The 9,930-nt window shown below is 72.5% G+C and carries 9 protein-coding genes and 1 pseudogene; 6 read left to right on the forward strand and 4 right to left on the reverse strand.

Going from position 1 to position 9,930, the window contains the following annotated elements; all coding sequences use genetic code 11:
- Both STRAU_RS40665 and STRAU_RS28080 read left to right on the forward strand, forming a co-directional pair.
- Window positions 1-230, forward strand: a pseudogene (locus tag STRAU_RS40665) (hypothetical protein); the annotation flags it as partial.
- A gap of 15 nt (window positions 231-245) precedes the next feature.
- Window positions 246-1,010 carry a bestrophin-like domain gene (locus STRAU_RS28080; RefSeq protein ID WP_078621523.1) on the forward strand — a complete coding sequence of 255 codons (765 nt, stop codon included), beginning with the start codon at window positions 246-248 and terminating at the stop codon, window positions 1,008-1,010.
- Window positions 1,011-1,028: 18 nt separating this feature from the next.
- On the opposite strand, the gene STRAU_RS28085 is transcribed toward STRAU_RS28080, so the two are convergent.
- Both STRAU_RS28085 and STRAU_RS28090 read right to left on the reverse strand, forming a co-directional pair.
- Window positions 1,029-2,153 (reverse strand): sensor histidine kinase, encoded by a 1,125-nt coding sequence (locus STRAU_RS28085; protein ID WP_106968072.1) that lies wholly within the window; start codon window positions 2,151-2,153, stop codon window positions 1,029-1,031.
- On the reverse strand, window positions 2,150-2,830 hold the full coding sequence (locus tag STRAU_RS28090) for a response regulator (RefSeq protein WP_078621525.1): 681 nt from the start codon (window positions 2,828-2,830) through the stop codon (window positions 2,150-2,152). Before STRAU_RS28090 ends, STRAU_RS28085 begins: the two co-directional genes overlap by 4 nt.
- A gap of 233 nt (window positions 2,831-3,063) precedes the next feature.
- Between STRAU_RS28090 and STRAU_RS28095 the strand changes: the two genes are divergently transcribed.
- From STRAU_RS28095 to STRAU_RS28105, 3 genes are all read left to right on the forward strand, one after another.
- Complete coding sequence (locus STRAU_RS28095) at window positions 3,064-4,257, forward strand: DUF418 domain-containing protein (RefSeq protein ID WP_016643801.1); 1,194 nt, start codon at window positions 3,064-3,066, stop codon at window positions 4,255-4,257.
- A gap of 187 nt (window positions 4,258-4,444) precedes the next feature.
- Window positions 4,445-6,577 (forward strand): glycosyltransferase family 4 protein, encoded by a 2,133-nt coding sequence (locus STRAU_RS28100; protein ID WP_016643803.1) that lies wholly within the window; start codon window positions 4,445-4,447, stop codon window positions 6,575-6,577.
- Between the two features lie 415 nt (window positions 6,578-6,992).
- Complete coding sequence (locus tag STRAU_RS28105; RefSeq protein WP_037662405.1) at window positions 6,993-7,523, forward strand: hypothetical protein; 531 nt, start codon at window positions 6,993-6,995, stop codon at window positions 7,521-7,523.
- Between the two features lie 91 nt (window positions 7,524-7,614).
- Here the strand turns inward: STRAU_RS28105 and STRAU_RS28110 are convergent, their stop codons facing one another.
- Entirely contained in the window at window positions 7,615-8,109 is a 495-nt protein-coding gene (locus tag STRAU_RS28110) for a hypothetical protein (protein WP_037662407.1), read from the reverse strand.
- 351 nt (window positions 8,110-8,460) lie between these two features.
- Here STRAU_RS28110 and STRAU_RS28115 point away from each other — a divergent pair, with 351 nt between their 5' ends.
- Window positions 8,461-9,123, forward strand: a complete 663-nt coding sequence (locus STRAU_RS28115; protein WP_037662410.1) for a class F sortase — start codon at window positions 8,461-8,463, stop codon at window positions 9,121-9,123.
- Between the two features lie 61 nt (window positions 9,124-9,184).
- On the opposite strand, the gene STRAU_RS28120 is transcribed toward STRAU_RS28115, so the two are convergent.
- On the reverse strand, window positions 9,185-9,930 hold a 746-nt coding region (locus STRAU_RS28120; RefSeq protein ID WP_037662412.1), incomplete at its 5' end, for a polysaccharide deacetylase family protein.

Raw genomic sequence — 9,930 nt, forward strand, 5'->3', positions numbered from 1 at the left:
TCACTCCCCCACCGCCCCCGAAACCCCAGCCCACACCCCCTGCCGACCCCACACCCGCACCCACCCCCAGCACCCGCCGCCCCACCCCCTCACCCAAGCCCGTCGTCTACCCCGCGTACCACTCCCCGCCGCGCAAGCAGCCGCCCCGCGGCGGGCCGTCGCTGGTCTCGCTCACCCTGCTCGTCACCGCGCCCGCGGTGTTCGCCGTCGCCGCGCTGCGACCGCGCTGACCGCCGGAGGACCCCTTGTCGGAATGGCTTGTTCTCACCCTCGCGATGGCCGCCGCGTGCGCCGTCGTCCTCGTCATCGTGGTGCTCCGGCACCGACGAACCTCCACGGACTACGACACTTCGGAAACACCCGACGTGATGGAGTACATGACGATGATGATCGGCGTCGTGTACGCCATCGTCCTCGGCCTCGCCATCGCCGGTGTGTGGGAGGCCCGCAGCGCCGCCCAGGATCATGTGCGTGCCGAGGCCCAGGCGCTGCACGAGGTGCATGAACGGGTGCGGGTGTACCCGGCAGAGGAGCGCAAGCGGATCCGTGACGACGTAACGGCGTATGTCGGCCATGTCGTGAACGCGGAGTGGGACGTCATGACCGACAGCGGCGAGATGACCGACCGCGGGGACGAACTGCTCACCCGGCTGCGCAACGACGTCACCGACTACAAGCCCCGGGACGACTTCCAGGCCCAGGCGTACCAGCCCCTGATCGACCAGGTCGCGCTCGCCGACGACGCCCGCGGCAACCGCGCCGACAGCGCGGACGCCACCATGCCGGGCGTCGTCTGGTTCGGGCTGATCAGCGGCGGTCTGGTCACGGTGGGCCTGATCTTCGCGCTGCAGATCCGTCGCACCGCCCGCGAGTTGATCCTCGCCGGGCTCTTCTCCGCCCTGATCGCCTTCCTGCTCTTCCTCATCTGGGACTTCGACGCCCCCTACAGCCGGGGCATCGCGGCGACGGCCGAGCCGTTCGAGGCGCTGTTCCCCGGCGCGCGCGACTGAGGGCCCGTGAGCGGGGCGTCACTCGGCTTCCCAGGGTGCCCGCAGCCGCACCACGTATCCGCCCTCCGGGGTCGGCCCCGCCCGCAGGGTGCCGCCCAGCAGTTCGGCCCGCTCCTTCAGGCCGATGAGCCCGAGGTGGGAGCCGGGCAGGGGCAGGGAGGGGCGGTTCGGCGGGGTGTTGATGATCTCTACGCCGAAGTGCGTGTCGTGGTGCCACAGGCGCACCGTCGCGATGGCTCCGGGGGCGTGTTTGCGTACGTTGGTGAGGGCTTCCTGCACCGTGCGGTAGACGGTGCGTTGCGCGGTGGCGCCGATGCCGTCGGGCAAATCGCCGGTCAGTTGGGCGTCGATGGCGCTGGTGGCCACGAGGCGGTGCAGGTCGGCGAGGGTGGGCTGCGGGGTGAGCTCGGTGGGGGTGGTGCCGGAGGCGCGCAGCAGGGTGACCATGTGGCGCAGTTCGTCGAGGGTGCCCACGCTGAGCGAGCGGATCGTGCGGGCCGCCTCCCGCGCGTCCACGTCCTTCGCCGCGACCTGAAGGGCTCCCGCGCGTACGGCGATCAGGCTCACCTGGTGCGAGACGACGTCGTGCATCTCGCGGGCGAGCTGGGCGCGCTCGCGGGCCAGGACGGTCTGTTCGTGCAGGGTCTGCTCGTGCTCGCGGCGTTCCTCGATCTCGACGAGCTGGCGTCCCACGTCCCGCCGGGCCTGGACGAGTTGCCCGAGAAGGACCGGCGTGGCAGCCATGGCCAGGAGGTACACGAACTGGATCAGCGTCCAGGTGCGGTCGTCCGACGCGATCCCCGACGGCGGCCACGGGACGACCGAGGCGGCGGCGCTGAGGGTGGCGCACCCGGCGAGCAGCCAACGGGAGCAGGAGCGGTCGCCCAGCGTGAACAGTGCGGCGAGCGGCGCCACGACCATTTCGACGAGCAGCGAGGCGGGCACCGTCAGCAGAAACACCGTGAGCGGGAAGCGTCGCCTGAAGAGGAGCGCGCCGCACGCGAGCGTCGCGACCGCCAACTGGCTGCTGGTCGCCCCCCAGAAGAACAGGTTCTGCCACACGTCGAACGCGGCAAGCGCGACCAGGCCCCCATCGACGACCGGGCGCGGCACGCGCCGCCATGGCGCGGCCCCTCGGCTCACCGGGCTTCTTCCGTGTCCGCCGGGCGGTCGTGGTCGAGCAGGCCGGAGCGCTGGGCGAGCAGCGCGGCCTGCACCCGGCTGCTGACCCGCAGCTTGCCGAGGATCGCGCTGACGTGGTCCTTGACGGTGCCCGCGCTCAGATGGACGCGGGCCCCGATGTCGGCGTTGGACAGGCCGTGGGCGACCAGCACGAGCACCTGGCGCTCGCGCTCGGTCAGCCGCTCCAGGCGGGCCGCCGCCGCGCCGTCGGCCGTCGTGCCCGCCCTGGAGTGGCTCCGCAGCATGGACCGCGACGCCTTCGGCGACATGACCACGCCACCCGCGGCCAACGACCGCACGAGCTGGGCGAGTTGATCCGGCTCGGTGTCCTTGAGGAGGAAGCCGGCCGCGCCGGAGGACAGCGCGGTGACGATGTACTCGTCGGTGTCGAAGGTCGTCAGCATCGCCACGACGGGCGCCTCGGGCAGTTCGCGCAGCCGTCGCAGCACGGTCAGGCCGTCCACATCGGGCATCCGGATGTCGAGCAGCACCACATCGGGCTGTTCGCGCCGCACCGCGTCCACCGCGTCCGCGCCCCGGGCGGTGGCGACGACCTCGATGTCGTCGGCCGCGCTGAGGATCAGCTCGAAACCGGACCGGACGAGCGCCTCGTCGTCCACCACCACTACCCGGATCACGCTTCCCGCCTCGCTGTTCGTCCTGCGGTCGTCGACCGCTGCCGTCCGGTCTCCGCCGACGATATGCGGTGTGCCCTGGCAATCGGCGTGCCCGGCGGGCGCTCCCGCCGCCCGGGGGGCCACGTCCAGCCGCCCGGGGGAGAGCGGGTGCCCCGGATACCCGCCGACGGGCGGGGTGCGTCCCGGCTTCCGTCGGATACCCGCTGACCTGCGGTCTTTCCAGCCTATAAGGCATGACTCAGCACACAGCGGAAACCCCCGCCGGCACCGAGCGGGCCGCCGGGCCTTCGACGGGGCGCCTGGTCGGGATAGATCTCGCCCGTGGTCTCGCCGTCTTCGGGATGTTCGCGGCACACCTGGGACCCGACCCGTCGGAGGGCGGCGCCACCGGCTTCCTCATGGAGCTGACGCACGGCAGGTCCTCGGCGCTGTTCGCGCTCCTCGCGGGCTTCTCCCTCATCCTGCTGACCGGGCGGCGGGCGCCGAAGACCGGGCGGGCCGGGCGGCAGGCCGTCACCCGGGTCGTCATCCGCGCGTTCGTCCTGCTCGCTCTCGGCCAGGCGCTGACCCTCGCCGGTGCCCCGGTCTTCGTCATCCTCGCCTTCTACGGCCTGTACTTCCTGCTGGTCCTGCCGCTCCACCGGCTCAGCGCGCGCACGCTCGGTCTGATCGCGGCGGGCGGGGCGCTCGTGCTGCCGCAGGTGCTGTACGTGATTCGCCTCCGGCTGGAGGACGGCGGGCTGGACGGCGCCTTCTGGACCTGGCCGACGGGCGCCGACGGCCTCGTCTCCCTGCTGTTCACCGGCACCTATCCGGCCCTGACCTGGCTCCCCTTCGTGATCGCGGGCATGGCCGTGGCCCGTCTCGATCTCGCATCCCACTCCGTACGCATACGGCTCGCCGTCACCGGCGCCGCCCTCGCCGTCGTCGGGCACGGCGGTTCCTGGCTGGCCCTGCACCTGGTGCCGGGCGGGGCCTCCCCGCACGTCGGATCGGCGTGGGGCGCCGGTTCGGTGACGTCCGCCTGGTGGTCCGACGTCGCCGAGTATCCGTCCAGCGACACGGCGGCCTGGCTTCTGGTGGCGTCGCCGCACAGCGAGACGACCCCGTCCATCGTCGGCAGCACCGGTGTGGCGCTCCTGGTGCTGTGCGCCTGCCTGGCCGCCACCGAGGCATGGCCCCGTTTCAGGCACCTGGTCAAGCCGGTGATCGCGGTCGGCGCCATGTCCCTGACCGCGTACGTCTTCCACATCGCCGGCATGTACGTACTGGGGATCGAGGAGTTGCCGAGCTCTCCGCTGCGCGTCCTGGCCGGGTTCATCGTGGCCGTGACCGTGTTCGCGGCCGGCTGGTCGTGCTTCTTCCGCCGCGGCCCACTCGAATGGTGCCTTGCCGAGGTCACCAAGGTCGCCGAACTCGTGAAGTGACCCGTCGGGCCCGCCCGGCCCCCGCTGACTGTCACACCCCGCCGGCGGTTGCCGCCAGGTGGCGGGGGTGTCACCACCACTCGGCGGGCCCCGCCCAGCCCCCTGCCGGATACCGGATGAATTGCGACTTCACGAAAGCTGACGGCATGAGAGCTCTTCCGACCACCGGCGACCGCGAGGCACCCCGATGAAGATCACCTTCCTGCTCTACAACGCGTACGGCATCGGCGGCACGATCCGCGCGACGACCAATCTCGCCACGGCCCTCGCCGAACGCCACGAGGTCGAGATCGTCTCCTACTACCGCACCGCGGACCGGATGAGCCTGCCCGTCGACCCCCGTGTGCGCGTGCACGACCTCGTGGACCTGCGGCCCACCGCACAGCACTACGCCGGTGAAGAACACGACCAGCACATCCGCGGCACGGTCTGCCCGCACGACGCCCCGTACACGAGCAAGACACCGCCGAGCCGGCTCGGCGAGCGGCGGCTCGCCGAGTTCCTGCGCCGCACCGGCAGCGACGCCGTCATCGCCACCCGCCCCTACCTGGTCTGCTTCCTGGCCGACCACGCTCCCGCCGGCTCCTACCTGCGCATCGGCCAGGAACACCTCACCCACGCCTTCCACCGCGAACCGCTGCGCCGCGACCAGGACGCCGCCATCGCCCGGCTCGACGCCTTCGTCACCGTCTCCGAGGGCGACGCGCGCGCCTACCGGGCGGCTCTGCCGGACGCCCCGACCCGGCTCACCCACATCCCCAACTGCTGCCCGGCACCCGAGGCCGAGGCCGCCACCGGCGCCTCCCGCACCGTCGTCGCCGCGGGCCGCCTCATCCCCGTCAAGCGCTACGACCGCCTCGTCGACGCCTTCGCCAAGGTCGCCGCCCACCACCCCGACTGGACGCTGCGCATCTACGGACGCGGCCGGGAACGCGCCAAGATCCGCCGCCGCATCGACGAACTCGGCCTGCACGACAACGTGTTGCTCATGGGCCCGCACACGCCCATCGACACCGAGTGGGCCAAGGGCGCCCTCGCCGCCGTCTCCAGCTCCACCGAATCGTTCGGCATGACCATCGTCGAGGCGATGCGTCTGGGCGTACCGGTCGTGGCCACCGACTGCGACTACGGCCCCCGCGAGATCATCACCCACGGCGTGGACGGCCTCCTCGTCCCGGCACACGGGACCGTCGAGGACCACCTCGCCGACGGCCTGTGCCGCCTCATCGAGAACGACACCGAGCGCTTCCGCATGGCCGAGGCGGCCCGCCTCTCGGCCCGCAGGTTCCTCCCCGACCACATCGCCCGCCAGTACGAGGCGCTCCTTGCCGACCTGCGCCCCAAGCTCACGACCGGTACCGCACCGGCGTCCCGCCCCCGCACCGAGCACCCCGCGCGCACGCTGCGACAGCGGGCGGGAGTCCTCGCCGAACGGCTCGGTGTCGCCGCCCTGATCGGCAAGTCCCTGCCCCCCGTCACGGTCGACTGCCGGGTCGCCACGGACGGCTCCCTGCTCTTCCGCGTCCCGACCCGCGATCTCCCTTACGGCCCCTGGCAGTTGGTCCTGCGGCCGCGCGACGAGACGCTCGGCCCGGAGATACAGCTCCCCTTCCGGCACAGGCCCGCCACCGAGGCCACCACCGCCAGCGATCAGGCCGAGAGACTGATCCTGCACCGCAGCGGCCGCCCGCCGGCCGAAGGCCGCTGGGACGTCCACCTCCGGCAAGGCACCGACGGCCGCATCCGACGCGTCCACGCCGGCCTGGTGGAAACCAGCCGCCTCGTCGGCTCCCCCGTACCGCACCCGTCGGGAGCGGGCGCGGCCGCGGCCGTCCCGTACGTCACCGAGAACGGGTACCTCGCGCTGCGCGTCTGGAACCGGCCCCAGCACGCCGAACTCCGCACCGTCACCACCGTCCCGGACGGCATCTCACTCGACGGCAGCCTGCACGGCAGCCACTCCCGCGACCACCACTACCGGCTCACGGCCCTCCTGCGCGACGGCAACGGCCTGTCCGTCCACACCCGTTGCCACATCGACGACACCGGCGCCTTCTCCGCCGACCTGCCGCTGCACCGCCTGGCCGAGCACCACCAGGGGCACAGCGCGGTGTGGGACATCCACCTCACCCCACACGACACGACGGGCCCCAGCGTCCGGCCGGCCCGTCTGTTCGGCGACATCGCGACCCGCAAGGGCATCGACACGTTCCCCACCGCCCGGCACGCGATGCCCGGCGGCGCCTTGACGGTCCAGCCGTACCTGACGGCGAACAACAACCTCGCGCTGAAGACGGCGCTGGAGACGCGAGCATCCTGACCACGGCCTTCATCGACCGGCCGCGACGCGCAGGGGCCGGGCCGGGACCGCCCCTTCGGGAGGCATGGATCCGATCCCGCCCGGCTGCCGCGGGGGCCACCGGCGCAGGGGAAGTACCGGTGGCCCTGCCGCCGGATGCCCCCGTTGTCCCCCGTGGCGCCCATCCGTGCGGCATATGCGTCATCCAACCCCGCCCGGCGGCCGCGCGGGGAGTGTGTGCGCCGGGTCAGTGCGGGTGCGGCGCTCACACGGTGTGTGAGCCTCGTTCCCCTGTCCGGCCCACAGGGTTGCCCCGTTCGTACGACAGCGATCGCGGCGGACCGGGGGGCTGCCTAGCGTTCACGGCATCGAGGTGCACATCAGGCGCAAGCGGAAGAAGGTCCGCGGCTGCTCCTCGGGACCCGGAGGATTGCTCATGCGCGCGATACGCGTCGCCTCGGCCGCTCTGCTCACCGCCACCGCCCTGACCCTCACCGCGCCCCCGGCGTCCGCGGCCGTCGCGGGCGAGGAGAACATCACGTCGTTCGGCTTCCGCGTCACCCCGTCCACGATCGCCGCGGGCGGCCAGGTCACGCTGAGCGTCGACGGCTGCCAGAACAACACCAAGGTGACGTCCGGCGTCTTCGACGACGTCACCATCCCCAAGGGCCGGACGACCGCGACGGCGAAGGTCTTCTGGGACGCCAAGCCCGGTGCCATGTACGAGGTGACGTTCACCTGCGGTCAGGAGTCGGGCACCACCGACCTGACCATCGTCGGCGGCGGCCAGTCCAACCCCAGCCACCAGCCCACGCCCCACCACACCAGAGGTGTCAAGGCGGGCGTCGGCGGCAGTTCGGACGGCTTCGACGCCCAGCAGATCGCGCTCGGCGGCGCCCTCATCGCCGGGGTCCTCGGCACGGCGTACTACTGGACGCGCCGCCGCGCCGGCCAGGACGACGCCTGAACAGATGAGCGGCCCGGCGCGGAAGGGGACGCGCCGGGCCGGTCGGCCGTCGGTGTGCGAAGACCGGCGGTCAGGTCCCGCGAGCCGCCGGTCAGACCTTGCTCTCGGACCGGCGCCGCACCCAGAACACCCCGCCGCCCACGACGGCGGCCGCGACCAGCGCCCCGCCGATCGCCATGTCCGTGCGCGTCGCCCCGGACGTCGTACTGCCGCCGATACCGCCGCGGACACCGCCGTGGATGACGGTGAAGGCGTGCGGCCGGGTGAGCGACTTGCCGCCGCAGTGGGCCGTGATGTCGTACGCGCCCGGGTGGGCGTGGTGTTTGACCTTGACCGTGGCGCTCGCGGTGGAGCCGCCGTGGATGGGGTGCAGGTTCGTCCGCGGGAACGCCCGTGATTCGACGTAGCTGCCGGGCGAGCCGCAGGAGCTGCCGTCGACGGTGACGGTGAGCTGGCCGCCACGGGAGATGACGCTGGGCATGGCGACGATATTGCTGGGTTCCGCCCAGGCCGCGGCGGACGGCGCCGCGAACCCGACCAGGGCCCCGGCGGCGACCACGGCCGCCAGTGCACGAGAGTTGCGCATGGTCTTTCCTCCGCGGAAGGCGCCCCGGGGACAACCATGTCCCCGGTCGATCGGCGAGAGAGCGCCTCCCAGACAGACCCTCAGACGTGCCGCGTGGGGCCGCATTTCGGGAATCGGCCGTCCTGGTGAGAAGACACGCCGACGGGCGTCCTCATGAGCCGATATTGCCGCAGGTCACGGACCGTCAGAAAATTCCTGCGGGTGGCGACTCGGATGGCGCATGCCCCGGCACGGGCCGGGGTGCGGGCCACCCGTTCGCTCCCGCCCTTTCGCACGCCGCGCGTGCTGCGCATAGCGTGCTGATACGCGCAATGGACGCGGCCGGAATGCCGCGTTGAGAGGGGATAGAGAATGTCTTCGTCCCAGCCGTCGGAAGAGTTCGAAGAGGCGGAAAGGCAGCGGAAGCGCGCGCCGTGGGGCGTCATGGCGCTGGTTCTGCTGACCGGGCTCGCGCTGATCCGCAATGGCTCCGGCGAGTTCGACGTGGGCCCCCCGCAGCCCGCGTCGGCCGCGGCGGCGGACCGCGCCCCCGACAAGGCGGGCGCCCCGGCGCCCCTGGCGTTCTCGGCCGCCGACCGCATCCGCGTCAAGGCCATCCGCGTGGACGCGCCGATGATGGCCGTCGGCCTGGACGCCGAGGGCTGGGTGGACGCGCCGCCGCCGGACGACCCGAATCTGGCGGGCTGGTTCACCGGCGCGGTGTCCCCGGGCGAGAAGGGCACGGCGGTCGTCGTCGGGCACGTGGACAATCAGCGCGGGCCCGCCGTCTTCTACGGCCTGGGTTCGCTCAAGAAGGGACATCGCGTCGAGATTCTGCGCCGGGACCGGCGCACGGCTGTTTTCGAGATCTATGGCATCGAGGTGTTCGACAAGAACAATTTCCCGGGGGACCGCGTGTACGGGAACGGGGGCACTCCGGAATTGCGGGTCATCACCTGTGGCGGCGGTTTCTCCAAACGGAACGGCTATGACGGGAACGTGGTGGCGTTCGCCCGCCTGGTCGAGGTGCGCTGACGCGCCGTACGAGACGGAATCCGGGGCGGGCGAAAGACCGCGGGGGATCACACCGAATACCTCACACCAGATAGCGGCTCGGTACGGTGAGCCGGTATCCGGCGTCAAGGAGTTCGGGCAGATAGGCGCGCAGCGCGTCCACGCTCTGGGAGCGGTCGCCGCCCGCGTCGTGCGAGAGCACGACGACGCCGGGGCCCGCGCCGCCGAGGACGCGCCGCACGATGGCGCCGGTGCCGGGCGTGCGCCAGTCGAGGGTGTCGACGGTCCAGGCGAGCGGCTCCATGCCGAGCTCCGCGCCGAGCTCGAAGGCGGCGCGGTTCCAGGCGCCGTACGGGGCCCGGAACCACACCGGCGGCGCGCCCACCACGCCCTCCACGATGTCGCAGGTGCGCTCCATCTGGCGGCGGATCGAGCCGCGGGACAGCCGGGGCAGCAGCGGATGGCTCCAGGTGTGGTTGCCGATCTCATGCCCGTCGTCGGCCATCTCGCGCAGCAGGTCCGGGTGGGCCTCGGCCATCTCGCCGCACACGAAGAACATCGCGCGGGTGTCGTGGCGCCGCAGGATGCGCAGGATGTCCGTGGTGTAGCGCGGGTCGGGCCCGTCGTCGAAGGTCAGCACCATGGCGCGGGCCCGGTCCGGGAGCCGCAGGATCGGCGCGCGGCGCACGGCCGGGTGCGCGGGGGCGCCGCGCTGGGGTCCGTACCCGGCCATGGGCTGCAGCCGGTACGCGGAGGCGCTCGCGCGGGACTTGAGGGGGCGGCCGGACTGCGGGCCCGCGGCGGGTCCGGGCCCCGCGGCGGCGCCGG

The organism is Streptomyces aurantiacus JA 4570, from assembly GCF_000414115.1.
GTDB lineage: Bacteria > Actinomycetota > Actinomycetes > Streptomycetales > Streptomycetaceae > Streptomyces > Streptomyces aurantiacus_A.

Bases quoted from the DNA above. Each gene is read 5' to 3' on its own strand.
- STRAU_RS28095 (WP_016643801.1), top strand. From the start codon at position 3,064: ATGACTCAGCACACAGCGGAAACCCCCGCCGGCACCGAGCGGGCCGCC.
- STRAU_RS28100 (WP_016643803.1), top strand. From the start codon at position 4,445: ATGAAGATCACCTTCCTGCTCTACAACGCGTACGGCATCGGCGGCACG.
- STRAU_RS28105 (WP_037662405.1), top strand. From the start codon at position 6,993: ATGCGCGCGATACGCGTCGCCTCGGCCGCTCTGCTCACCGCCACCGCC.
- STRAU_RS28110 (WP_037662407.1), bottom strand. From the start codon at position 8,109: ATGCGCAACTCTCGTGCACTGGCGGCCGTGGTCGCCGCCGGGGCCCTG.
- STRAU_RS28115 (WP_037662410.1), top strand. From the start codon at position 8,461: ATGTCTTCGTCCCAGCCGTCGGAAGAGTTCGAAGAGGCGGAAAGGCAG.